Source organism: Pseudomonas sp. WJP1 (assembly GCF_028471945.1).
In the GTDB taxonomy this organism is placed as follows: domain Bacteria; phylum Pseudomonadota; class Gammaproteobacteria; order Pseudomonadales; family Pseudomonadaceae; genus Aquipseudomonas.
The window spans coordinates 2372483-2396641 of record NZ_CP110128.1 but is presented as its reverse complement, the minus strand read 5'-3'; the positions used below and the strand labels follow the sequence as shown (position 1 = coordinate 2396641).

Sequence of the window (24159 nt, the reverse complement as noted above, 5' to 3'; positions counted from 1 at the left end):
GACGGGCGAGCGTCATTGTGTCGCCGGAAAATTACTGTGTAACCAGCTCTACCGGAGTTTCGATCACGCCGTTGGTGCCGCTGTCGACTTTCTCGCCCTTGATGATCTTCAACGCGGTCTCGATGCCGAATACCGCCTGCCTGGCGGCAAACTGATCGGCGGTGGCCAGGACGCGGCCATCCTTGAGCATCGGCTTGATGGCGTTGATGTTGTCGTAACCGACCACCTTTACTTGGCCAGCCTTGCCCGCGGCACGTACGGCAGACACCACGCCCACCGCCATGCTGTCGTTGCCGGCCAGCAGGGCCTTGATGTTCGGGTACTCGCTGAGCATCGAGGAAGCCACCTGGTTGCCCTTGTTGATTTCCCAGTCGCCCGATTGCACGGACACAACCTTGATCTGCGCCGCCTCCATCGCATCCTTGAAGCCTGCGGTGCGGGCCTGGGCATTGGTGGTGGTGGACACGCCTTCGATGATGCCGACTTCATCACCGGCCTTGAGCTGTTTGGCCAGGTACTCACCCACCAGGCGTGCGCCCTTGCGGTTATCCGGGCCTACGAACGGCACGCTGATGTTCTTGCTCTTGACCACGGCCGGATCGAGCTGATTGTCGATGTTGATCACGGTGATGCCGGCGTCGACGGCTTTTTTGATCACCGGCACCATGGCCTTGGAATCAGCGGGTGCGATCACCAGGGCATTGACCCGGGAAACGATCATTTGCTCGACGATGCGGATCTGGTTGGCGGTATCGGTCTCGTCCTTGATGCCATTGGAGATGAGCTCGAACTCGCCGGAGTGGTCTTTCTGGTAAGCCTTGGCGCCGTCTTCCATGGTCAGGAAGAATTCGTTGGCCAGGGACTTCATCACCAGCGCGACCTTGGGCTTTTCAGGCGTCTGGGCGAACGCCGAAGAAACAGGCAGCGCGGCGGTTGCACCAGCCAATATTGCGACAGCGAGAAGACGTCCAGCGAATGGCAGCTTCATGGGTTCACTCCGATCTTATGATTATTGTGAGCAACGTCGAGGCGGCATCCAGAGGTGTCGCAAACGTTTGCGAACCCTGACTATGCGAATCTTGCCGGAATTTGTCAACGACCGTCATACCCCGTTCGCAGGTTGCGCGTATGCCCATCGGCAGGCCCGATCACGCCGAGGTGCTGACAATATTGCCGGAACCGGTCAACTCTTTCGCCAGGCTGGCGGCCACCTGCATCAATGCCGCTGACGTATCGGCAATTCGTGCCTGGATCGACATCACGGCCATGGCCTTGGCCTCTTCAGACTGGTAGGACGCGGCCTGGACAGCCGCCAGTTGTTGCTGTTGCTCACGCAATTGCTCTTGCAGTTCCTGCATGCGCTTGAGCAGCAATTGCACCGCAATGCTTTGCTGGCTGCCCTCGCCTTCGGCTTTTTCACCCGCCTGTGCGCCCTGCCTCATTTGGACAGATTTTTCATCTTCTACGGACGCACCGAGCTGTTGCGCCGAAGCCGCGTCGCTCTGGGTGTCGACGGCAGCCGTGGATTTCCCGCCGATAATGATAACCGCTGAATTGTTTAAACCGACCGACAACGACATGTGAACTCCCTGTAGATGATTCTTCACTGAAGCATCGACCTGCCAGCAGGTTTCTTTAATGCCGATATTTAAATGAGAGTCGTAATCCTTTCGGAAAGCCGAATGAAAAATCCACCGAGAGTCGGAAAGCCGGACAAAAGAGGATAATCGCCGATCAACACTGCGTTTAAATAACTAAACAATTCAACAGGTTAAGCGTTTTTTCTGATTCTGGTTGTAACTGGTACGAGTCCTGCTCTTTCTCCAGCACCCCAAAGGTTCAGATCCGTTTGGGGCGCATCTAGATGAACCTGCATCGGCACCGTCACTACTAGAGAGAAAAATAATGACATCTGCTTTGAAAAATCTTATTCCGGGCACCTTGGCCCTCCTGCTGCTCCTGCCCGCCGCCCTTCAGGCAAAAGAAGTCGAAACCCAACAGAAACTGGCGAATGTCGTGGTCCTGGCGACCGGCGGCACCATCGCCGGTGCAGGCGCCAGCGCCGCCAACAGCGCCACCTATCAAGCGGCGAAAGTCGGCATCGAACAATTGATCGCCGCGGTTCCGCAGCTCAGCCAATTGGCCAATGTCCGCGGCGAACAGGTCATGCAGATCGCCTCCGAAAGCATCACCAACGACAACCTGCTGCAGTTGGGCCGTCGCGTCGCCGAGCTGGCGGACAGCAAGGACGTCGATGGCATCGTGATAACCCACGGCACCGACACCCTGGAAGAAACCGCCTATTTCCTCAACCTGGTGGAAAAAACCGACAAGCCGATCATTGTCGTGGGCTCCATGCGCCCGGGCACGGCCATGTCGGCCGACGGCATGTTGAACCTGTACAACGCCGTCGCCGTCGCCAGCAGCAAAGACGCGCGTGGCAAAGGCGTGCTGGTGACCATGAACGATGAAATCCAGTCAGGTCGCGATGTCAGCAAAATGGTCAACATCAAGACCGAGGCGTTTAAAAGCGCCTGGGGCCCCCTCGGGATGGTGGTCGAAGGCAAATCCTACTGGTTCCGCCAGCCAGTCAAGCGCCACACCATGGACTCGGAATTCGACATCAAGACCATCCAGAGCCTGCCTGACGTCGAAATCGCCTACTCCTACGGCAACGTCGGCGACACCGCCTACAAGGCACTGGCCCAGTCGGGCGCCAAGGCCATCATCCATGCCGGCACCGGCAATGGCTCGGTCTCTTCCCGGGTCGTTCCTGCCCTGCAAGCCCTGCGCAAGGACGGGGTGCAGATCATCCGCTCTTCCCACGTCAATGCCGGTGGTTTTGTCCTGCGTAACGCCGAACAGCCTGACGACAAATACGACTGGGTGGTGGCGCATGACCTGAACCCGCAGAAAGCCCGGATCCTGGCGATGGTCGCGCTGACCAAGACCAATGACAGCAAAGAACTGCAACGGATGTTCTGGGAATATTGATTCACCCCTCGCCCGACCGACTCCGGTCGGGCACCCTCGCCTCCCGCCTGACAAAAAAACTCTCATCGCCCTACACCAATCGACAAAAACCACTGTCAGACGATTCTCTTGAATTTTAAGCAGTTGCGAAAATGCCTACAGTTAAATACTGTATGCACGTACAGCTTAATAAGGATAATCCTGTGGACACTACCTCCGCCGCACCAGACACCTATGTACGCATGGGCCTGCGCGTTCAGAAAATCATCAACAGCCCTACCGCCCAAAAAGCCAGGGCCGCCCTGATCTTTCGCCTTCCGGACGAGCCCGTGGACGAGTGGGAACGCCTGCTCGAAGAAATCGACGAGAACGACAACGTTACCCTCGCCTATCGCGACGATGGTGGCGTGCAGATTTTCTGGGTAGTGCCGAAGGAAGACTGAGTCGATGAGTGTCCGTTGTTTTGCTTTGCTGTTCCTGGTGCTTGCCACGGGCGCCCAGGCTGATGCGCCGCGCACGTTCAGCGAAGCCAAGAAAGTCGCCTGGAAGCTGTATGCACCGCAATCCACCGAGTTTTACTGCGGCTGCAAATACACCGGTAACAAGGTGAACCTCGCGGCGTGCGGTTATGTGCCGCGCAAAAACGCCAAGCGCGCCGAACGCATCGAGTGGGAACACATTGTTCCGGCCTGGCAAATCGGGCATCAGCGTCAGTGTTGGCAGGAGGGCGGGCGTAAAAACTGTACGCGGTACGATCCGACCTACCAGAAGGCCGAAGCCGACCTGCACAACCTGGTGCCCAGCATCGGCGAGGTCAATGGTGACCGCAGCAATTTCAGTTTCGGCTGGCTGCCGGAGCAATCGGGCCAATACGGTTCGTGCCTGACCCAGGTCGACTTCAAGGCGAAAAAAGTCATGCCCCGCCCTTCCATCCGCGGCATGATCGCCCGGACCTATTTCTACATGAGCAAGCAATATGGCTTGCGCCTGTCGAAACAGGACCAGCAGCTGTACAAGGCCTGGGACAAGACCTACCCGGTGCAAGCCTGGGAACGCCAACGCAACCAGAGCGTGGCGTGTGTCATGGGGCGCGGCAACGAGTTCGTCGGTCCGGTCGACATGAAAGCCTGCGGCTAAACGCTCGCTGCAAATAAGAAGGCCTGGGGTTTAAACACCCCAGGCCTTCGTTATTTCAGCCACCCGATAGAGTCTTTACTGAGCCGTCGGGCGCTCCAGCACCAGCACTTCAATGTTCTGCTTCTTCGCCTTGATCAGTGCGGCATTCACCTGCGCCTGCTTGGCGTCAGCTTCTTCTTTGGAGCTGTAAGGCCCCATCAGGATGCGGGTCTTGCCATTTTCCCTGATCACGTTGGACATGAAGCTGTGCTCGATCAGCCAGCCGCTGAGATCGCTGACGGCCTGGGGGGTTTCACCCCGTACTTCGAGATCCCACTGTGGCCCCGCGACCTGTGCCGACGTCGCCGCCGCTGCAGGCTGCGGCTTGGATGTCTCCTCGCGCTTGCCTTCACCGCATCCCGCCAGCGCCAATACCGCAATTGCCAAGACCATTTTGCGCACAGCGTTTCCCTCTGAATGCTTAAAGCGGGGGATTTTAGCATTCATGAATACATCGCGAGTGCCGCAAAATGGGCGCAAAACAACGAGAATGATAGTGGCGGCCTCTGTATAGTTACGCCTTGGGAATTAATGCTGTATCTGCGCGTCAGAAAGAGGCACCCAAACTGTGAGACTTCGCACTAATCTATACATAACACCGACCTCTGCACTGTCCGAATCAGGTGCCCCACGAAGCAATCAAGGAGAAGACCATGCTGATACTCACCCGCAAAGTCGGTGAAAGCATAAACATTGGTGATGACATTACGATCACCATCCTGGGCGTAAGCGGCCAGCAAGTCCGGATTGGCATCAACGCCCCCAAGGACGTTGCAGTGCATCGCGAAGAAATCTATCAGCGCATTCAGGCCGGCCTGACCGCCCCGGAAAAGCCACAAACCTGAATCCTGTCGCAGTCAGTAGCCAGCCCGTTCGCCCCGCAACGACGGCTGGCTAAAGATTCCAGCGCACTATTGTTTGCGCTTTACACGCCCCCGCCGCACCTCCGTCAGCCGAAAGTGATACCGCGCGCCATGCCGCTGGCCGCCACCATCATCAGCAATACCAGCCCCGCTTCAATATGACTGATGCGTGAAAACAGCGTTGCGCGCCAGGTATCTATTGCCGCGCCACGCGACCGCGCAACCCGCCATTTGATCAACGTCACCATGGGCGCGATTTCCAATAGCAGGATGAGCACCAGCAACGTCATCTTGAAATGGAACAACGGCTGGTGCAGGTAGTAATCCGTGCCTTTTTCGAAACCACCAAAAGCGCGCATGCCTCCGGTAACCAACAGCACAAGAGCAGAAATGCCCCATATGTTGTCTGCGACCAATACATCACGAGCCTCTCCTGCGCCAACAGCCAGGCGCCGAAAAGCCGTGCCACGCACCAGCACAGCCCAGAACCCAAGCGCAAACGCCAAAAGATGAATTGCTGCAAGCAACCAGTGAGTCAGCATCGGAAAACTCCTGTAAGGACGAAGTCGAATCAGCCTGTCAGTAGTAGTCCATGAACCTCGGGTTTGCCCGCAAAACATAATGTTACAGACCGACTAGACTCCAACACTCCAGTGCCAAGGCTCTTCGAGGCACTACCCCAACAGCAGTCATTCCCACCGAATTGACCTGAGTACACAACATCATGTGTGAATCATGTGATTCAAAATCCGCAGCAACTACCCATGAGCGTCGTCGCTTCCTTCGCCTTGCCGGATTGGGAGCAGGCGCTTTGCTTTTGGCCAGCGCCCTGCCAAGCCGGATGATTCAGGCAGCCGAGACAACCTCAGCGCCGCCAAAACCCAAAAACGTTATCAGCCCGGACGAGGCCCTGAAAAGGTTGATGGCGGGCAACGAACGGTATGTCAGCGGCAACTCCGAAACGCACGACTTCAAGGACGAACGAGAAGCATTGGTTTCCGGCCAGAATCCTTTCGTGGCGGTGCTGAGTTGCTCTGACTCGCGCATCGCCCCGGAATACGCTTTCGATACCGCACGGGGCGATCTTTTCGCCGTACGCCTGGCCGGCAACTTTGTCACGGACGAAGGTCTTGCAAGCCTTGAATACGGCGTGGCCGTGCTCGGTGCACCGCTCATCCTGGTATTGGGCCATGAGCGCTGCGGTGCTATCGAGGCTGGCGTGAAAGCCGTCAAGGACCACACTATATTCCCCGGCAAGATCCCTGCACTGACGGACGCACTCAAACCCGCCATCGAGCAGGTAAGCAGTCAACCAGGCGACCTGGTGGAAAACGCGACCGTGCAAAACATCAAGAACTCGATCGAACGCCTCAAGCAAGCCACGCCCTTGCTGACGGATGCGCTCAGCAAGGGCCAGTTGAAAATAGTGGGGGGCATTTATCGCCTGGCGACAGGTAAAGTCGAGCTGGTTGCCTGATTCGTCCAGCTACGATTGCCACGCCGCCGATATGAAGAGCCCAGCGCGAAGGCTGGGCTCTGGTTATTTCCTGCATTCCATCATCTTGTCCGCGAGCGCCTTGGCCCGTTCAATCAACAGATTCTGCCGGTCTTCGTGCGTGGCCCCGCCTACGACGGGTGCCGTCAGATTGCTTTCGGCAATCAACGCGGCGCAGAAATATTGATCCCACACAGCCTTGTGATCGGATGCCTGTCTGTTCATTTGGTCGGAGATCATATGCGACTCCTTCAGATGAGGTAACACTGCCTATTTTACGCCTCAATTGCCGTATCAAGGCACGGCCGCCACTTGCAGATGTGCCGCTACAGAATCCACCGCAGCAGCACATGGCTGGCAATCCAGGGAGACGCCTCGACCACCGTCCACTCAAGCAAAAGACAAATGGACAGGTAAGCCGCAAAGAACTTGATCATCGCCCGCCTCCCCATCATCACCCTCCAGCCTCGACGAACCCACGTAACGCCCGGTTGCCTGTTCTGCTTTGATGCAATTGGCTGCTTGCAGTTCAACCCAAGACGAATTGATTTTCATTCGGCCTGCCCGAACATCATTCTCAAATGATAATATTTCTCACGTGAAGATGAATGGCGGGGATGCCGAAGTTAATGAGGGAACGTTACGAGATCCATTTTGTGGCCAGCGGAGCCAAGGAGGTCATCATCATCGAACGCTCAAGCATGTGCGACCTTGAAGCCTGGAAGGCGGCCCTGCTGCATCATGGAGAGTGTGTGGGCAGTATGCTCAATACCCGGCGCATCGCTGACGCCATTGAAAAAGCCGCAGGTCGCGACATCAGGAAAGTGCGATGGAACAAGGCCAGCCATACCATCGCCTGGAGCGAGCGCGCCAGATTAGCCAGGAATGTGGTGGGGTTGAAAAATATCGGGTAGCTGCGCAGAAAGACGCCACCCCCGAACCCGACGCTGGTGAAATCAATCAGTAGCCGTGCGACTCGCGGTATTTCTGGTACTTGTGATACTCAATCCACTCGACCACATCGTAAGGAAGGTAAAGCTGCTGCCTGGCGCGGGAGATCGCGATGTACACGGCACAGATCCGCTGATCGAACTCATAGGCATCTTTGAACTGCACGTTGCTGAGCAGCCCGCGCGTCAGCAGGACCCGATCGAACTCCATCCCACCAGCTGCTTCTGCCATCATCAGCATGCAGCTCTTGGCGGAGCTACCAATCATCCTGTTCAACCGGGTTACCCCGGCGACATTGAAACCTTTTTCCAACTCGCTCTCGACCCAAAGAAACGACTCGTCGAATAGGTTCGCCTCACGCACCTGCTGCCAGTCTGCCATCTCGCTAAAATATGAGTGCGCCCCATCCGCGGCGCTCTCGGCACCGTAGTAGTCTGGTTTGAACAGCGCGATGGCAGTGGTCATGAAATCATTGAGATCCGACTCCGCCTTTTTGTCCGGGAAACTGAATAGACAGCTGGCATGTTGCAGCTCGATCATCCACTTCATCGTGTCCCAGCGAGACGCAGTCAGCACCACGCAGCCCTCGGGCGGCACGAAGCCTTGCGGATAATGCTCGATACCGACGTCTGCATCACGAGCACCTTCGAAGGGAACCTTGCTCTTCTCTGGGTGCAGGCAGATCAACGGGTTGACCAGACGCTCGACATTGCGACCTGAGCGAACGGAGTAGCTAACATCGCTTTGCCGCACCACCCGTTTTCTTTTGGCTATCTCGCCACTGGCCTGCTGGTACTCATCACCCAACGTAATCAACACCTGCCGTCCCCTCTCGAGGATCTGTAGCAGTGAGGCGGGAACATCCTGACTTTCATCAATGAGGACGTGCGTATAGCGAGCAGGTACCACGCAACCCGCCAGGCTTGCCCGCTTTATCATCAACAATGCTTCGAACCCGGTCCGACTGCACCATGCCGGGCTTGCCTCAAGGTACGACCACAGTCGGCTCGAATACTCAAGAAGCACCCTGGCATCCAGGCTGGACAAGGATTGCTTGAAATGAGGCAGATGCCTGGCCGACAAGCTGTGGTCCCTGGAGCGGCAATAGCGCTCGAGCACCCTGAGACAGGCATCAAGTGTCGCCTGCCCATCGTAGCCACGAAAACCGAGGATGTTCAGTTCCTGCGACAGTGCCTGCTTGCTCGGTCCCCTGGCCGGCTTACTGGCAGGTTTAGGCCTGGGACCGTGCAACAGGGCTCTCGCAAAGGCCTCGAAGGTTGTGCCCGTGTTCCGATCGCGCGCAGCCCCCATGCGCTCGTTAAGCGTTGCCAGTTTTTCCGGCGTGTGCGCCAGTATCAATGTCCCACCCGGTCGCAGGCACTCCACCAAGGCCCCTATAAGGTGACTTTTGCCTATCCCGGCGTAACCTTGAACATGCAGGTCTTCGTCCAGATTGGCACGAAAGGTTCTGACAAGCTTGTCTTGTGCAGCACTCAACCAACGCTCGCGATGCCTTGGCGTCACCATCTGCTGACTAAAGGGGTTGTTGTTACTTTGGTGGCGAATCTTGAAACCGACATCCCACCTGCCATCGGGCAGCAGGTAATCCCGCGCCGAAACTTCATCGGCGAGAAGAAAACGCAGGTCGAGACGTTTAATCGCATTTAGACCGAAGTACAACTTGCGTGGATCGAACAGCCGTTGCGCCTCTGACAACAAACCTGCGGCTGTTGACTGCCGCGAGTCGACCGCCCATGCAATGAGCTTGGCCAGAACCTTCTCTGCCGCATTGGCATTAAGGTCTTTATCCGCCGCCTGGGCCAGATTCTGGATGACCAACATCGCCGCCAGTTCTGGATCCGTCAGGACACCAAGCGCTTTTGCGCCATCGACGAGCAACAAGCCTGCACAGGTTTCATCTGTAATGGGCAAGAACACAGGGGTGGATAAATCAAGATGCTCCGGGTGCATATAACCTCATAGCCAAGACAGGGCACATCAAAAGATCAATCCTGGTCATACTCTTCATTCGATCCAGGGTCATCCTCCGGCGGGGGGCTCACCGGTCCTCGCCTGTCATTCCAGCACCTTTCGCACTGATTTGCTTCTGCAACTCATGAACTGATGTTTCGAGAAGCCGACGCAGGCCCTCGCAGCCGACTGGCAGAGCGACAACGACAATGCACCTGCATCGCCTTGAAGATCGGTATCAGTACGTGGGCGACGATCACCCAGTGTGAGCGAAACCTGAAGCTTGTGAACGCCCTGAAGAAATCCAGGACAACAAAAAAGGGCCCACCTTTCGGTGAGCCCTTCCAGACCGCCCAGCAGAGCGGATTTTGTTTGGTAGGCGCGATTGGACTCGAACCAACGACCCCCACCATGTCAAGGTGGTGCTCTAACCAACTGAGCTACGTGCCTGCTGTGGGCGGCATTTTACGGAATTCCGGGAGGGTGTCTACTGAAAAGGTACAGAAAAGTGAAAAGGGGACGGATTTATTCTTTTTGGACTGAATGGAAAGTAAATCAGCCGCCTTTTTCTCCCGGCATTTGCGGCCTTGAAGCCCAACCATACCCGAGAAATGGGAGCTGATATCGGCCTTCACATTGCTCAGTGTGAACGAACCCGATATTTCGTGAACGCTCCGGAAAAATCGCAAACAACAAAAAAGGGCTCACCTTTCGGTGAGCCCTTCCAGACCGCCCAGCAGAGCGGATTTTGTTTGGTAGGCGCGATTGGACTCGAACCAACGACCCCCACCATGTCAAGGTGGTGCTCTAACCAACTGAGCTACGTGCCTGCTGTGAGGCGGCATTCTACGGAATTCCGAGAGGGTGTCAACAGCTTTTTTCGAGCTAACCCTATGAAAATGCAAAATATTTAATTTTGCTGTGGGGAAGAAGATTTTCCGGTGGCTGGCGGCGTTTTTTCAACTCGGGTAGGATCGACACACTCGTTAAATTTATTAAACAGAGGCTGCAGGATGGCGAACACCCCTTACCCAGAGTCCTATTACGCCGCATCGGCCAATGCGGTGCCGCCGCGTCCGTCCTTGCAGGGTGAGGTGGAAACTGATGTCTGCGTGATCGGCGCCGGTTATACCGGGCTGTCCTCGGCCCTGTTCCTGCTGGAGCACGGCTTTCGGGTAACAGTGCTGGAAGCGGCCAGGGTGGGTTTCGGTGCTTCGGGGCGCAATGGGGGCCAGATCGTCAACAGCTACAGCCGCGATATCGATGTGATCGAGCGCAGTGTCGGCCCCCGTCAGGCTCAGTTGCTGGGACAGATGGCGTTCGAAGGCGGGCGGATCATTCGTGATCGGGTGGCCAGGTACAACATCCAATGCGACTTGAAGGACGGCGGCGTGTTTGCCGCCATCACGGCCAAACAGATGGGCCACCTGGAATCCCAGAAGCGCCTATGGGAGCGATTCGGGCATACGCAGCTGGAGTTGCTGGATCAGCGCCGCATCCGTGAGGTCGTGGCGTGCGATCAATACATCGGTGGCACGCTCGATATGAGCGGCGGGCATGTCCATCCGCTCAACCTGGCGCTGGGCGAAGCGGCGGCCGTGGAGTCGTTGGGCGGCACCATTCATGAGCAGTCGCCGGCAGTACGCATCGAGCGCGGCGCCAGCCCGGTCGTCCACACGCCACAGGGCAAGGTCAGGGCCAAGTTCGTTATCGTGGCGGGCAATGCCTACCTGGGCAACCTGGTGCCGGAGCTGGCGGCCAAATCGATGCCTTGCGGCACGCAGGTGATCACCACCGAGCCCCTGGGCGATGAGTTGGCGAAAAGCCTGCTGCCCCAGGACTATTGCGTCGAAGACTGCAACTACCTGCTCGACTACTACCGCCTGAGCGGTGACAAGCGCCTGATTTTCGGCGGCGGCGTGGTGTATGGCGCACGGGACCCGGCGAACATCGAGGCGATCATCCGTCCGAAGATGCTCAAGGCATTCCCGCAGCTCAAGGATGTGAAAATCGACTACGCCTGGACCGGAAATTTCCTGCTGACCCTGTCGCGCCTTCCTCAGGTCGGGCGACTGGGCGACAACATTTATTACTCCCAGGGCTGCAGCGGCCACGGCGTCACCTACACACACCTGGCGGGCAAGGTCCTGGCCGAAGCATTGCGCGGTCAAGCTGAACGTTTCGACGCCTTTGCCGACCTGCCCCACTACCCGTTCCCGGGTGGGCAAATGTTGCGCACCCCGTTTGCTGCGCTGGGTGCGTGGTACTACGGATTGCGCGACAAACTCGGGTTCTGACGCACAAACAAAAATGCCCGTATCTGACGATACGGGCATTTTTTTGTCTGCTCGCAAACCGTTACCCGGCAATGGCGCGATCCGCCGACAGCTTGCCGGCGCCTTCGATCAGCACCGCGATACTGCCGCCCAGCAACGCCAGGGCGAATTCATAGCCGTTGTTGGCCATGAACAGGCCGTTACTGATGTGAACGGTAAAGATCGCCACCAGAGAAAGGAAGGTCAGTCCCAGTGCCGCCGGACGTACCAGCAAGCCGATGATCAATGCCAGGCCACCAAAGAACTCGGTACCACCCGCCAGCGTCGCCATCAGGTAGCCCGGTGCCAGGCCGATGCTTTCCATGTACTGCGCGGTGCCCGCCAGGCCATAGCCACCGAATGCCCCGAAGAGTTTTTGCGAACCGTGGGCAGCGAAGATGATGCCGACGAAAATCCGCAAAACAGTCAGGCCGTAGCCAGCGCGGGTAAACAATACCTTGTTGATCAGTGTGCTCATGTTGTGTCGTCCCTAGAGAGTGTGTGTTGGTTGGCCGCTATATTAATCAGTAAATCTCATGTTAAAAGCGCAATAAATCCGCCATAACAATCAGTTTATTCGATCATTTACGAAGGGCAACTTTTTGCCCTTGGGGCTCCAACGACTCCCGCTCCCGATCGAACGCCAAGTAGTACTTGTTCACGCTATTAACATAGCTGACAGGTCCCATTCCCACCTGCTCCATGGCGATGCGTTCAACCTGGAAAAACCACTGGTTGGGGTTCAACCCGCGGCGCCAGGCTTCCGCGCGCATTCCCTGCACCCGCTCCGGGCCGATGTTGTAGGCCGCCAGCACAAAGGCCATGCGCTCGCGCTCATTGAGCTTGGGGCTGGCGAAGAACTTGCGGCGAATCATTGCCAGGTACTTGGCCCCGGCCTGCACGTTGGCATCCAGCTCCTGGATGTTGCTCACGCCCACACGTTGCGCCGCTGACGGCGTGATCTGCATCAGCCCGGTCGGCGCACCGCCACTGCGGGCTGAGGGCTGCAGGCCGGACTCCTTGAACGCCAGCGCCGCCAGGTTCAGCCAGTCCATGTCCTGGGCGCTCGCATGCTTTTGCAGCACCGGCCGCAGCTTTTCCAGACGCTGGCGGTCAGCCTTGGCCAGGGGATAGTGGACCTGGTACTGGCGGCGATAGATCCGCAGGAACGCGGCATCCTGATCCGACGGCTTTTTATAGCCCGCCAGGAAACGATCGATGCTGGCCCGCAGCATCGACGCGTCGCGGCGCACGAACCAGTACTCTTCGCCTGGCTCGCTGATGAGCACCTGGCGATCGATACGCAATTTCGGCAGGATCTTGCCCCAGCGTTCGGCAATCGGTTGCTCGACGATGGTCAGGTGAAAGATCCCGCCCTGGACCATCTCCAGCACGTCCTCGACTGCCAGGCTCGGGTCGACCCACTCGATCTTCACGGGCGGCAGCTTGTGCAACGCCAGCTTTTGATTGATCTGGCTGATGGCGTCGCCGGCGGCGCTGCCGTTGGGCAACGCCAGGGTTTTACCCGACAGTTGTTCGAGACGGGTGTAGCGACGCTCGCCCTTGATCCCCACCAGAACCAACGGGATGTTACTGGCAACCGGTTCACTGCTGCTGACGGCAAAGCCCGGCTGCAGGTCCAGCAGTTCGCCGGGGGCCACCAGGTCGCCCTCCCCGCGCTGCAACGCACCGAGCAGTTGATCCTTGGCCCTGGGAATGATCTTGAGGGTGATTTCCTGGCCGTCGCGGGCGTGGCCGTTGAGGTATTGCTCGAAAGCGCGCAAGCGATGGTATTCGACGCCAATGGCCTGGCCCTGGACTTCGCCGGAGCTGTTGCGGCTCTGGTTGACCAGCACGCGCAGCACGCGACTGCTGCGGATGTCCGTGAGGTCACGGACCTTGGCCGCCGGTACGGCTTGCAGCGGCCCGGGCAGCCGCGCAACCGCCGACATCGGCAGCAGCAGCGAGCAACACAGCAGTAGCAAAACCGAGGGACGAATCATCCACTCTCCGCAAAGAATTCAGGTCGACCACATGAATGGCTTCACGCAATCAAGCGACAGAAACAAAGCGCCCTGAAGCGCTGGCAACGCGCGAAAGACTGGCACAATGATGGCAACGCCACCACCCAGACTTGTTCGCGGCATTAAGAGACAGCGATAACCTGTTGTAGTTCTTGGCTTTTCTTATAAATCAGGTGCTCTGGTATGCTTTGCAGCCCTGGGCCCGAGGTAGCACCATGCAACTCATCGATATCGGCGTCAACCTGACCAACCCCAGTTTTGCCGACAAACACCAGGCTGTACTGGACCGCGCCTATGCCGCCGGGGTCTGCCAATTGGTGCTCACCGGCACCAATGTCGAGGGCAGCGAGCAGGCGCTGGAGTTGTGCCAGCAACTGGACGAAACAGCGCAGCGGCTGTTCGCCACCGCCGGTGTGCATCCCCATGCGGCCAGCGACTGGAATGCCGACAGCGCACGTCGCCTGCGCAGCCTGCTGAAGGAAACGAACATCGTGGCGGTCGGTGAATGCGGCCTGGATTTCAACCGCGATTTTTCACCGCGTGCGCAACAGGAGAAAGTCCTCGAAGAACACCTGGCGCTGGCGGTCGAACTGCAAATGCCGGTGTTCCTGCACGAACGCGATGCCAGCCAGCGCCTGCTGGAGATCCTGCGCGACTACCGCGATCAGTTGCCGGCCGCCGTGGTGCACTGCTTCACCGGCGATAAGAAAGCCTTGTTCAGTTACCTGGACCTGGATTTGCACATCGGCATTACCGGCTGGATCTGTGATGAGCGCCGGGGCACGCATTTGCACCCCTTGGTCAAGGAGATCAAACGCGGGCGCTTGATGCTGGAGAGCGATGCGCCGTACCTGTTACCGCGCAGCCTGCGCCCCAAACCGAAAAACGGGCGCAACGAGCCGGCGTATCTGACGGAAGTGTTACGTGAGGTGGCCTTGCACCGCGGCGAAAGCCAGGAAGACCTGGCCGCCCACACTACAGCATGCGCGCGGGCGTTCTACGGGTTGCCCAGCGTGGATTGAACGCGGGCCCGGATCGGGCCCGCGCTACGCCTGCCGTCTTAGTGACTGCTGCGCAACATCTCTTTAGGCACGTACTTGCCGATCTCGAACTTGCCGATCGCCGCGCGGTGCACTTCATCCGGCCCGTCAGCCAGGCGCAGGGTTCGCTGCATGGCATACATGTAGGCCAGCGGGAAATCGTTGGACACCCCTGCCCCGCCATGGATCTGGATCGCCCGGTCGATCACGCGCAGGGCGACGTTCGGCGCCACCACCTTGATCTGCGCGATCTCGCTCTTCGCCACTTTGTTGCCGACGGTGTCCATCATGTACGCCGCCTTGAGTGTCAGCAGGCGGGCCATGTCGATCTCCATCCGCGAATCGGCGATCTTGTCAATGTTACCGCCCAGGCGCGCCAGGGGTTTGCCGAACGCGGTGCGGTTCACCGAGCGTTTGCACATCAGTTCCAGCGCACGCTCCGCCATGCCGATCGAACGCATGCAGTGGTGAATCCGCCCCGGGCCCAGACGCCCCTGGGCAATTTCGAAGCCTCGTCCTTCACCCAACAGGACGTTTTCGTACGGCACCCGGACATTTTCAAACAGCACTTCGGCGTGACCGTGGGGCGCGTCGTCGTAACCGAACACCGGCAACGGACGCAAGATTTTCACGCCGGGGGTGTCCACTGGCACCAGAATCATCGAGTGCTGCGCATGGCGCGGTGCGTCGGGATTGCTCAGGCCCATGAAGATCAGGATCTTGCAGCGCGGATCGCAGGCTCCGGAGGTCCACCATTTCTTGCCGTTGATCACCCACTCGTCACCGTCGCGCACGGCGCGGGCGGCCATGTTGGTGGCGTCGGAGGACGCCACGTCCGGTTCGGTCATGGCGAACGCCGAGCGAATCTCACCGCGCAGCAAGGGTTCGAGCCAGCGTTGTTTCTGTTCTTCGTTGGCGTAGCGCACCAGCACTTCCATGTTGCCCGTGTCCGGCGCCGAGCAGTTGAACGGCTCAGGCCCCAGGAGCGAGCGCCCCATGATTTCCGCCAGCGGAGCGTATTCGAGGTTGGTCAGGCCGGCGCCGAGCTCGGACTCAGGCAGAAACAAATTCCACAGGCCTTCAGCCTTGGCCTTGAGTTTGAGTTCTTCCATGATCGCGGTCGGCTGCCAGCGGTCACCCTCGGCGACCTGGCGCTCGAAAACCGCTTCGGCTGGATAGACATAGGTGTCCATGAACGCGGTCACGCGCTCACGCAGTTCTTGCACCTTGGGCGAATAAGCGAAATCCATGGGCAGCTACCTTCTTGCGGGAGGTTGTTTAGGTCATGCAATCGATGCTAGAACAGCCATGAAAATTTACCTAGCCTATTCTCGGCGTGTATAAACATTCATCACCGATATATGATCGACTGATCGAGCCCACCTAAAACAAGAGAGCCGCGTAATGAATCTGAGCAAGGTCGACCTCAACCTTTTCATCGTCTTCGACGCGATCTACACCGAGGCCAACCTGACCCGCGCCGGGCAGATTGTGGGGATTACCCAACCTGCGGTGTCCAACGCGCTGGCCCGCCTGCGCGAGACCTTCAACGATCCATTGTTCGTGCGCACCGCCCAGGGCATGGTGCCAACGCCCATGGCGCAAAACATCATCGGTCCGGTGCGCAATGCGCTTTCGCTGCTGCGCGTTTCGGTGCAGGAAAGCCGCATCTTCAATCCATTGCAGGCGGTCAAGACCTACCGCATCAGCATGACCGACCTCACTGAAGCGGTGATCCTGCCGCCGCTGTTCCAACGCCTGCGCCGCCTTGCGCCGACGGTGATCATCGAAAGCTTCCTGTCCAAGCGCCGCGAGACCACCAAGGAACTGGCCGCCGGGCGACTCGACTTCGCCGTGGACGCCCCGCTCAACACCGACCCGCAGGTGCGCCACGTCAAGTTGATGGAAGACCGTTACGTGTGCGCCATGCGCAAGGGGCATCCGCTGGCGGGCAAGGAAAAACTCACCCTCGATGATTACCTGGGCCTGACCCACATCCACATTTCCAGCCGTCGCAGCGGCCTGGGCTATGTCGACCTGGCCCTGGGCAAAATGGGCATCCAGCGCAAGATCGCCCTGCGCTCCCAGCACTACCTGATGGCCTCGCAAGTGCTGCAGCAGACCGACATGGTCATGACCGTGCCGGAACGCTTTGCGCGTCGCAACGATTTGCACGCCTTTTATTTGCCGGTCAACGATGTGCCGCCGGTGGAAACCCACCTCTACTGGCACGAAAGCACCGACCAGGACCCGGCGAACCGCTGGATGCGCGAGCAGATGATCGAGTTGTGCCAGCAGGTGACGGCGCAGGAGAAGAAACTGGAGAAGGTGTAAGGCGTTACACCGCGTTATCGTTCTTCGCGGGCAAGCCTCGCTCCTACAGATCACCGAGAACCTGTAGGAGCGCGGCTTGCCCGCGAAGAGGCCCGCAATGACAACAAAAAACCTGCCCCTTGACGTATACGTCAACCTGCCAGTAGCTTAGCGCCATGACCCTTTGCGAGCGCGCCCATGAGCAGCCAGACCTACAGCATTTCCGACCTCGCCCGCGAGCTCGACATCACCACCCGGGCCATTCGCTTCTATGAAGAACAAGGCCTGCTCAGCCCCGAGCGGCGTGGCCAGGAACGCATCTACTCACCCCGTGACAAGGTCAGCCTGAAGCTGATCCTGCGGGGCAAGCGCATCGGTTTTTCCCTGGCCGAGTGCCGCGAGCTGATCGAGCTCTACGATCCTTCCAGCGGTAACACCAAGCAACTGCACAGCATGCTGGCGAAAATCAGTGAGCGCCGGGAGCAGCTGGAACAGCAGATGCTGGATATCGAACAGATGAAACTGGAGCTTGATACGGCTGAAGAGCGCTGTGTTCAGGCGCTGGAACAAACCCTCAAGAACCAAGCGATTCAGTAGATCTACACAATCCCCTGTGGGAGCGAGCCTGCTCGCGATGGCGGTAGCACATTCAACACTGAGGTCGATTGACCCGGCGCCATCGCGAGCAGGCTCACTCCCACAGGGTTCTCAGCGTATTCAGACAATCAGCACAGGTCGAATCCCATGTCCCTCCCCACCCACGTACGCATTGTCGAAGTCGGCCCCCGCGACGGCCTGCAAAACGAAGCCCAACCCATCAGCGTCGCCGACAAGGTGCAACTGGTCGATGCTCTGACGGCGGCGGGCCTTGGCTATATAGAAGTCGGCAGTTTCGTCTCGCCCAAGTGGGTGCCACAGATGGCGGGTTCCGCCGAGGTGTTCGCGCAGATCCAGCGCAAAGCCGGCGTGACCTACGGCGCCCTCGCCCCCAACCTGCGCGGCTTTGAAGATGCCCTGGCCAGCGGCGTCAAGGAAGTCGCGGTGTTCGCCGCGGCGTCGGAAGCGTTTTCCCAGCGCAATATCAACTGCTCGATCAGCGAAAGCCTGGAGCGCTTCGTGCCCATCATGGAAGCTGCCAAACAGCATGGCGTCAGCGTGCGCGGCTACGTGTCCTGTGTGCTGGGCTGCCCCTATGAAGGTGACGTCGCGCCCGAGCAAGTCGCCCGGGTCGCACGGGAGCTTTATGCCATGGGCTGCTACGAGGTGTCGCTGGGCGACACCATCGGCACCGGCACCGCAGGCGCCACGCGCAAGATGTTCGAGGTGGTGTCGGCCGATGTGCCTCGGGAAAAACTGGCCGGGCACTTCCACGACACCTACGGCCAGGCCATGGCCAACATCTACGCCAGCCTGCTGGAAGGCATCTCGGTGTTCGACAGCTCTATCGCCGGTCTCGGTGGCTGCCCTTACGCCAAGGGCGCCAGTGGCAACGTCGCCACCGAGGACGTGGTCTACCTGCTCAACGGCCTCGGGATCGAAACCGGAATCGACCTGGATGCGCTGATCCTGGCCGGCCAGCAAATTTGTAGCGTGCTGGGACGCCCCACTGGCTCCCGTGTGGCGAAGGCCCGCAGCGCACACTGAGTGTGCGGGTGTGTCGGGGTGTTACCGCAGCCGCGAAAATGTGGGCGGAAGCGAGTAACACGGAAACAAAATGTAGGGTTTTCCCTGAGGCAGAAAACCCTACAAAAAGCCAAGTGCTTGTTTTTAAAGGTTTTTTAAAAGTTGGCACGGCTTCTGCTATATCTATCGCATAACAAGAATAAAAAAATTGCGGCAAACCCAATAAAAACAAGACGTAACGACTCTGACATAACAAAAACAACACGGCAGAGACGCAGCTAACAGATTTTTTTGGAGAGGATGTGCTTTTCAGGGTGCTTTTCGGAGTTACCCGCAACCGGACAGAGAACAATAAAACTACCTTCAGGTAGCTCCCGAACTGGTTGGATCGCTCAGCGAAAAAGTAGATCAGCGCTCAAAAAAATACGTTTGCTCTTGATCCCGGATGGGGATCGACAAAAACAGCGGTAAAGGGCCACGGTCACCAAAAACAACAACAGACCGCCCCTCAATAATAAAAAAAGAGCACGCGCAACGAAAATTAAAGGGGAGCTTCGGCTCCCCTTTGTGCTGTCTGGCATTTGTGTTTCCACCACATCATTCTGTGGGAGCGGGCTTGCCCGCGATGGCGGTGGGTCAGCCGACAAATATATCGGTTGTGCTGCCGTCATCGCGGGCAAGCCCGCTCCCACAGGGTTAATCACTAACCCTGCTTGTTACGCAGCTCCTCGATGCTGATCTCGCGCATCCTGAATTTCTGGATCTTGCCGGTCACGGTCATTGGAAACTCTTCCACGAACTTGAAGTAACGCGGCGTCTTGAAGTGCGCGATGCGCTCCTTGCACCAGGCTTGCAGCTCCTGCTCAGTGGCACTATGGCCGGGGTGGAACTTGATCCAGGCAACGATCTCCTCACCATAACGCGAGCAAGGAATGCCGATCACCTGCACATCGGCCACCGCCGGGTGGGTGAAGAAGAATTCTTCCAGTTCGCGCGGATAAATGTTCTCGCCACCGCGAATGATCATGTCCTTGTTGCGTCCGGCAATGCACACGTAACCCTCGTCATTCATGCTGGCCAGGTCGCCGGTGTGCATCCAGCCGGCCTGGTCGATGGCCTCCGCCGTGCCTTGCGGGTTGTTCCAGTAACCAAGCATCACACTGTAACCGCGAGTGCAGAGCTCACCAATGGTGCCACGGGGCACCGGGTTGCCCGCTTCGTCGATGATCTTGCTTTCCAGCTGTGGCTGGGTACGGCCAACGGTGGTCACGCGCAACTCCAGGTCGTCCGAGGGACCGGTCTGCAACGACACCGGGCTGGTTTCCGTCATGCCGTAGGCGATCTGCACTTCGCTCATGTGCATTTCATTGATGACGCGACGCATCACCTCGATCGGGCAAGTCGCCCCGGCCATGATGCCGGTGCGCAGGCTCGACAGGTCGAACTCGGCGCGTTGCGGCTGATCGAGCATGGCGATGAACATAGTGGGCACACCGTAGAGCGCGGTGGCTTTTTCTTCGGCGACGGTGCTGAGGGTCAGCAGCGGATCAAACGCGTCATTGGGGTAGATCATGGTGCTGCCGTGGGTGATGCAACCAAGGTTGCCCATGACCATGCCGAAGCAGTGGTACAACGGCACCGGGATCACCAGGCGGTCGACGGCGCCCAGGCCCAGGCTTTCGCCGACCATATAGCCATTATTGAGAATGTTGTAGTGGCTCAGGGTCGCGCCCTTGGGGAAGCCGGTCGTGCCAGAGGTGTACTGGATGTTCACCGCCTGATCGAAGTGCAGGCTGTCCTGCCGCTCCTGCAGTTGCTCGACCGATACGCTGCCCGCCAGCTCGGTCAGTTGCGACCAGGGCAGGAAACCCTTCGGCGGCTGCGCATCAAGGCTGATCACCCCGCGCAGTTCCGGCAGGCGCTCGCTGTGCAATTCGCCGACGGATTGCTCCGCCAATTCCGGCACCAGGCCCTGCAGCATGGCGTGATAGTCGGAGGTCTTGAATGCCCCGGCGCTAACCAGCCACTGACAGCCCGACTGCTTCAACACGTATTCGAGTTCGGAACTGCGATAGGCCGGGTTGATGTTGACCAGAATCACGCCGATCTTCGCGGTCGCGACCTGCGTAATGCACCATTGGGCGCAGTTAGGCGCCCAGATGCCGAGGCGGTCGCCGGCCTGCAGGCCCAGCGCCAATAGTGCCCGGGCATGCAGGTCTACTTCATCCGCCAGTTGCCGCCAGGTGTAGCGCAGCTGTTGATGGCGCACCACCAGCGCCTCCCCGGCCGGGTACTGCGCGACCGTATTGTCGAACGCCTGGCCAATGGTCATTGCCAACAAGGCTTTGTCCTGGGATCCACGGGTGTAACTGCGTTGCGGGCTTGCACTGGGTTGATCCATGACGACCCCTATTGTCTTTATTGATGGGCTACCGACGCTTTCGCGTTCTATCTTGAACTGCCTCTACTCTCGCTCAAGTTGACGTTAACGTAAAGGGCGATTGACAGCCTTTCGTCACAGGTTTACGTTAACGTAAAGGTGAGAGCCGAACCACTGCCCTCCCCGCCCAACAAAAAAGCCAAAAGGTGACCCATGAGCTACCCATCCCTGAACTTTGCCCTCGGTGAAACCATCGACATGCTGCGCGATCAGGTCCAGTCCTTCGTCGCCAAGGAGATCGCCCCGCGCGCCGCCCAGATCGACATCGACAACCTGTTCCCCGCTGACCTGTGGCGCAAATTCGGCGACATGGGCCTGCTGGGCATTACCGTGCCGGAAGAGTACGGCGGTGCCGGCCTGGGTTACCTGGCGCACGTGGTCGCGATGGAAGAAATCAGCCGTGGCTCGGCCTCTGTGGCCCTGTCCTATGGCGCGCACTCCAACCTCTGCGTCAACCAGATCAACCGCAATGGCAACCACGAACAGAAATCCAAATACCTGCCGAAGCTGATCAGCGGCGAACACATCGGCGCCCTGGCCATGAGTGAGCCGAACGCCGGTTCCGACGTGGTCTCGATGAAGTTGCGTGCCGACAAACGCGGCGATCACTACGTGCTCAACGGCAGCAAGACCTGGATCACCAACGGTCCGGACGCCAACACCTATGTGATCTACGCCAAGACCGATCTGGAAAAAGGCCCGCACGGCATCACCGCCTTCATCGTCGAGCGCGACTGGAAAGGCTTCAGCCGCAGCAACAAGTTCGACAAGCTCGGCATGCGCGGCTCGAACACCTGCGAGCTGTTCTTCGATGACGTGGAAGTGCCAGAAGAGAACATCCTCGGCGTACTCAACGGCGGCGTGAAGGTATTGATGAGCGGCCTCGACTATGAGCGCGTCGTACTCTCCGGCGGCCCGACCGGGATCATGCAGGCCTGCATGGACCTGATCGTGCCGTACATCCACGACCGCAAGCAGTTCGGCCAGAGCATCGGCGAGTTCCAGCTGATCCAGGGCAAGGTCGCCGACATGTACACCCAGCTCAATGCCAGCCGCGCCTACCTGTACGCCGTGGCCCAGGCCTGTGAGCGCGGCGAAACCACCCGCAAGGACGCCGCCGGCGTGATCCTCTACAGCGCCGAGCGCGCCACGCAAATGGCCCTCGACGCGATCCAGATTCTCGGTGGCAACGGCTACATCAACGAATTCCCGGCAGGTCGCCTGCTGCGTGACGCCAAGCTGTACGAAATCGGCGCGGGCACCAGTGAGATCCGTCGCATGCTGATCGGCCGCGAACTGTTCAACGAAACCCGCTAAACGGAGCTGTCCATGGCTATCCTGCATACCCAGCTCAACCCCCGTTCGGCGGAGTTCGCGACCAACAGCGCGGCGATGCTCAAACAGGTCGACGCCCTGCACACCCTGCTGGCCCAAGTGGCACAAGGTGGCGGCCCGAAAGCGCAAGAACGCCACACCTCCCGGGGCAAACTGCTGCCCCGCGAGCGCATCAACCGCCTGCTCGACCCGGGTTCGCCGTTTCTGGAGATCAGCCAACTGGCGGCCTACGAGGTGTACGGCGAAGACGTTCCCGCCGCTGGCGTGATTGCCGGGATCGGTCGCGTGGAAGGCGTCGAATGCATGATCGTCGCCAACGATGCCACGGTGAAAGGTGGTTCCTACTACCCGCTGACGGTGAAAAAGCACCTGCGCGCGCAGACCATCGCCCAACAGAATCGCCTGCCCTGCATCTACCTGGTGGATTCCGGCGGCGCCAACCTGCCGCGCCAGGATGAAGTGTTTCCGGACCGTGAGCACTTCGGGCGGATCTTCTTCAACCAGGCCAACATGAGCGCCCAGGGCATCCCGCAGATCGCCGTGGTCATGGGCTCTTGCACCGCGGGCGGCGCCTATGTGCCGGCCATGGCCGACGAGGCCATCATGGTGCGCGAGCAAGCGACCATCTTCCTCGCCGGCCCGCCACTGGTGAAAGCCGCGACCGGCGAAGTGGTCAGCGCCGAAGACCTGGGCGGGGCCGATGTGCACTGCAAGATTTCCGGTGTGGCCGATCATTACGCCGAGAGCGATGAACACGCGTTGGCCATTGCCCGCCGCAGCGTCGCCAATCTCAACTGGCACAAGCAGGGTGAAGTGCAGCAACGCACGCCGATCGCCCCACTGTATGCCAGCGACGAGCTGTACGGCATCGTACCGGCCGATGCCAAGCAACCGTTCGACGTGCGCGAAGTCATCGCGCGGCTGGTGGACGGTTCGGTGTTCGACGAGTTCAAGGCCTTGTTCGGGACCACGCTGGTGTGCGGTTTTGCCTACCTGCACGGTTACCCGATCGCGATCCTGGCCAACAACGGCATCCTGTTCGCCGAAGCGGCACAGAAAGGCGCGCACTTCATCGAGCTGGCCTGTCAGCGCGGCATCCCGCTGCTGTTCCTGCAGAACATCACCGGTTTCATGGTCGGCCAGAAATACGAAGCCGGCGGCATCGCCAAGCACGGCGCGAAACTGGTGACCGCCGTGGCCTGCGCCAAGGTGCCGAAGTTCACCGTGATCATCGGCGGCAGCTTCGGTGCCGGCAACTACGGCATGTGTGGTCGGGCCTACGATCCGCGCTTCCTGTGGATGTGGCCGAACGCGCGCATCGGCGTGATGGGTGCCGAACAGGCGGCCGGCGTGCTGGTGCAGGTCAAGCGCGAGCAGGCCGAGCGCGGTGGTCATGGTTTCAGCGCCGAGCAGGAAGCCGAGATCAAGCAACCGATCCTCGATCAGTATGAAGAACAGGGCCACCCTTACTATTCCAGCGCTCGCTTGTGGGACGACGGCGTCATCGACCCGGCCCAGACCCGCGACGTCCTGGCACTGGCCTTGTCCGCGTCGTTGAACGCGCCAATCGAACCGAGCCGCTTCGGCGTGTTCCGGATGTGATCTCGAACCTGTAGGAGCGAGCGGGCGGCGTTCCGACT

Annotated in this window: 23 protein-coding genes and 2 tRNA genes; 13 read left to right on the top strand and 12 right to left on the bottom strand. The window is 59.0% G+C overall.

Annotated features, from left to right (window positions below; all coding sequences use genetic code 11):
* Positions 1-31 precede the first annotated feature (31 nt).
* Both OH720_RS10820 and OH720_RS10815 read right to left on the bottom strand, forming a co-directional pair.
* The gene (locus tag OH720_RS10820) at positions 32-988 is read right to left on the bottom strand and encodes a sugar ABC transporter substrate-binding protein (protein ID WP_272605588.1); all 957 of its coding nucleotides are present in this window, start codon (positions 986-988) and stop codon (positions 32-34) included.
* A gap of 160 nt (positions 989-1148) precedes the next feature.
* Positions 1149-1580 carry a hypothetical protein gene (locus tag OH720_RS10815; protein ID WP_272605587.1) on the bottom strand — a complete coding sequence of 144 codons (432 nt, stop codon included), beginning with the start codon at positions 1578-1580 and terminating at the stop codon, positions 1149-1151.
* A 325-nt stretch (positions 1581-1905) separates the two neighbouring features.
* Here OH720_RS10815 and OH720_RS10810 point away from each other — a divergent pair, with 325 nt between their 5' ends.
* The 3 genes from OH720_RS10810 (at position 1906) to OH720_RS10800 (ending at position 4110) form a co-directional block, all read left to right on the top strand.
* Entirely contained in the window at positions 1906-2994 is a 1089-nt protein-coding gene (locus OH720_RS10810) for an asparaginase (protein ID WP_272605586.1), read from the top strand.
* 131 nt (positions 2995-3125) lie between these two features.
* A complete protein-coding gene (locus OH720_RS10805; RefSeq protein WP_272605585.1) occupies positions 3126-3416 on the top strand; it encodes a DUF1654 domain-containing protein in 291 nt (96 codons plus the stop codon).
* A 4-nt stretch (positions 3417-3420) separates the two neighbouring features.
* Positions 3421-4110 (top strand): endonuclease I family protein, encoded by a 690-nt coding sequence (locus tag OH720_RS10800; protein WP_272605584.1) that lies wholly within the window; start codon positions 3421-3423, stop codon positions 4108-4110.
* Between the two features lie 75 nt (positions 4111-4185).
* Here OH720_RS10800 and OH720_RS10795 read toward each other — a convergent pair whose 3' ends face one another.
* Entirely contained in the window at positions 4186-4551 is a 366-nt protein-coding gene (locus OH720_RS10795; RefSeq protein ID WP_272606433.1) for an SPOR domain-containing protein, read from the bottom strand.
* A 251-nt stretch (positions 4552-4802) separates the two neighbouring features.
* Between OH720_RS10795 and csrA the strand changes: the two genes are divergently transcribed.
* Positions 4803-4994, top strand: coding sequence for a carbon storage regulator CsrA (gene csrA / locus OH720_RS10790; protein ID WP_008057174.1), 192 nt, complete (start codon positions 4803-4805; stop codon positions 4992-4994).
* A gap of 104 nt (positions 4995-5098) precedes the next feature.
* On the opposite strand, the gene OH720_RS10785 is transcribed toward csrA, so the two are convergent.
* On the bottom strand, positions 5099-5554 hold the full coding sequence (locus OH720_RS10785; RefSeq protein WP_272605583.1) for a DUF2214 family protein: 456 nt from the start codon (positions 5552-5554) through the stop codon (positions 5099-5101).
* Between the two features lie 182 nt (positions 5555-5736).
* Between OH720_RS10785 and OH720_RS10780 the strand changes: the two genes are divergently transcribed.
* On the top strand, positions 5737-6489 hold the full coding sequence (locus tag OH720_RS10780; protein WP_272605582.1) for a carbonic anhydrase: 753 nt from the start codon (positions 5737-5739) through the stop codon (positions 6487-6489).
* 63 nt (positions 6490-6552) lie between these two features.
* On the opposite strand, the gene OH720_RS10775 is transcribed toward OH720_RS10780, so the two are convergent.
* Entirely contained in the window at positions 6553-6747 is a 195-nt protein-coding gene (locus OH720_RS10775; protein WP_008057177.1) for a hypothetical protein, read from the bottom strand.
* Positions 6748-7124: 377 nt separating this feature from the next.
* On the opposite strand from OH720_RS10775, the gene OH720_RS10770 reads away from it, so the two are divergent.
* On the top strand, positions 7125-7421 hold the full coding sequence (locus OH720_RS10770) for a hypothetical protein (RefSeq protein WP_272605581.1): 297 nt from the start codon (positions 7125-7127) through the stop codon (positions 7419-7421).
* A gap of 46 nt (positions 7422-7467) precedes the next feature.
* Here OH720_RS10770 and OH720_RS10765 read toward each other — a convergent pair whose 3' ends face one another.
* From OH720_RS10765 to OH720_RS10755, 3 genes are all read right to left on the bottom strand, one after another.
* Positions 7468-9429, bottom strand: a complete 1962-nt coding sequence (locus OH720_RS10765) for a hypothetical protein (RefSeq protein ID WP_272605580.1) — start codon at positions 9427-9429, stop codon at positions 7468-7470.
* A gap of 373 nt (positions 9430-9802) precedes the next feature.
* A tRNA-Val gene (locus OH720_RS10760) sits at positions 9803-9879 on the bottom strand.
* Positions 9880-10182: 303 nt separating this feature from the next.
* A tRNA-Val gene (locus OH720_RS10755) sits at positions 10183-10259 on the bottom strand.
* A gap of 183 nt (positions 10260-10442) precedes the next feature.
* Here OH720_RS10755 and OH720_RS10750 point away from each other — a divergent pair.
* Complete coding sequence (locus OH720_RS10750; RefSeq protein WP_008057182.1) at positions 10443-11726, top strand: NAD(P)/FAD-dependent oxidoreductase; 1284 nt, start codon at positions 10443-10445, stop codon at positions 11724-11726.
* Positions 11727-11787: 61 nt separating this feature from the next.
* Here OH720_RS10750 and OH720_RS10745 read toward each other — a convergent pair whose 3' ends face one another.
* On the bottom strand, positions 11788-12222 hold the full coding sequence (locus OH720_RS10745; RefSeq protein ID WP_272605579.1) for a DoxX family protein: 435 nt from the start codon (positions 12220-12222) through the stop codon (positions 11788-11790).
* 103 nt (positions 12223-12325) lie between these two features.
* A complete protein-coding gene (locus tag OH720_RS10740) occupies positions 12326-13747 on the bottom strand; it encodes a transglycosylase SLT domain-containing protein (protein ID WP_272605578.1) in 1422 nt (473 codons plus the stop codon).
* 236 nt (positions 13748-13983) lie between these two features.
* Here OH720_RS10740 and OH720_RS10735 point away from each other — a divergent pair, with 236 nt between their 5' ends.
* On the top strand, positions 13984-14790 hold the full coding sequence (locus OH720_RS10735; RefSeq protein WP_272605577.1) for a TatD family hydrolase: 807 nt from the start codon (positions 13984-13986) through the stop codon (positions 14788-14790).
* Between the two features lie 38 nt (positions 14791-14828).
* On the opposite strand, the gene OH720_RS10730 is transcribed toward OH720_RS10735, so the two are convergent.
* Entirely contained in the window at positions 14829-16058 is a 1230-nt protein-coding gene (locus OH720_RS10730) for an acyl-CoA dehydrogenase (protein WP_008057192.1), read from the bottom strand.
* Between the two features lie 154 nt (positions 16059-16212).
* On the opposite strand from OH720_RS10730, the gene OH720_RS10725 reads away from it, so the two are divergent.
* From OH720_RS10725 to OH720_RS10715, 3 genes are all read left to right on the top strand, one after another.
* Positions 16213-17142: a LysR family transcriptional regulator gene (locus OH720_RS10725; RefSeq protein ID WP_272605576.1), complete on the top strand. Its 930-nt coding sequence runs from the start codon at positions 16213-16215 to the stop codon at positions 17140-17142.
* A 177-nt stretch (positions 17143-17319) separates the two neighbouring features.
* The gene (locus OH720_RS10720) at positions 17320-17718 is read left to right on the top strand and encodes a MerR family transcriptional regulator (RefSeq protein ID WP_272605575.1); all 399 of its coding nucleotides are present in this window, start codon (positions 17320-17322) and stop codon (positions 17716-17718) included.
* A gap of 147 nt (positions 17719-17865) precedes the next feature.
* Entirely contained in the window at positions 17866-18765 is a 900-nt protein-coding gene (locus OH720_RS10715) for a hydroxymethylglutaryl-CoA lyase (protein WP_272605574.1), read from the top strand.
* A gap of 682 nt (positions 18766-19447) precedes the next feature.
* Here the strand turns inward: OH720_RS10715 and OH720_RS10710 are convergent.
* The gene (locus tag OH720_RS10710; RefSeq protein WP_272605573.1) at positions 19448-21145 is read right to left on the bottom strand and encodes an AMP-binding protein; all 1698 of its coding nucleotides are present in this window, start codon (positions 21143-21145) and stop codon (positions 19448-19450) included.
* Between the two features lie 192 nt (positions 21146-21337).
* Between OH720_RS10710 and OH720_RS10705 the strand changes: the two genes are divergently transcribed.
* Positions 21338-22501, top strand: coding sequence for an isovaleryl-CoA dehydrogenase (locus OH720_RS10705; RefSeq protein WP_008031893.1), 1164 nt, complete (start codon positions 21338-21340; stop codon positions 22499-22501).
* Positions 22502-22513: 12 nt separating this feature from the next.
* Entirely contained in the window at positions 22514-24121 is a 1608-nt protein-coding gene (locus OH720_RS10700; RefSeq protein WP_272605572.1) for a carboxyl transferase domain-containing protein, read from the top strand.
* Positions 24122-24159 lie beyond the last annotated feature (38 nt).